This is a genomic window from Escherichia sp. MOD1-EC5189 (genome assembly GCF_002966045.1).
Taxonomy (GTDB): domain Bacteria; phylum Pseudomonadota; class Gammaproteobacteria; order Enterobacterales; family Enterobacteriaceae; genus Escherichia; species Escherichia coli_F.
Window position 1 is genome coordinate 1 of sequence record NZ_PTRX01000141.1, and the last position, 313, is coordinate 313.

1 protein-coding gene is annotated in these 313 nt (G+C 60.7%); it reads right to left on the reverse strand.

Going from position 1 to position 313, the window contains the following annotated elements; translation table 11 throughout:
- Nucleotides 1-313: Ig-like domain-containing protein (locus ATB02_RS25945; protein WP_198600618.1), on the reverse strand; the 313-nt coding region annotated here is incomplete at both ends.

The window sequence follows — 313 nt, forward strand, 5'->3', positions numbered from 1 at the left end:
TGTTGCTGATGCTGGCAGTGACCGTACTGGCTCCGGCGGTCTGGCTGGTGACGGAGATTATCGCCGCGCCGTCCGGCTCTGTGATAACCGTCGCAGCAACCGCTGCCCCGTTGTCCGCTGAGACGCTGACCGTCTGTCCGGCCAGTGCATTGCCGAACGCGTCGGTGACTTTCACCCGCAGCGTGTTCGCCATCGCGCCATCTGCCACTGAGCCGTCCTTAATGACCACCAGATCAGCGATCTTCGCCGTGCTGACATCAGCAATAAACGTCACGTTCTGGTTCAGAGTGCTGTTGCTGATGCTGGCAGTGAC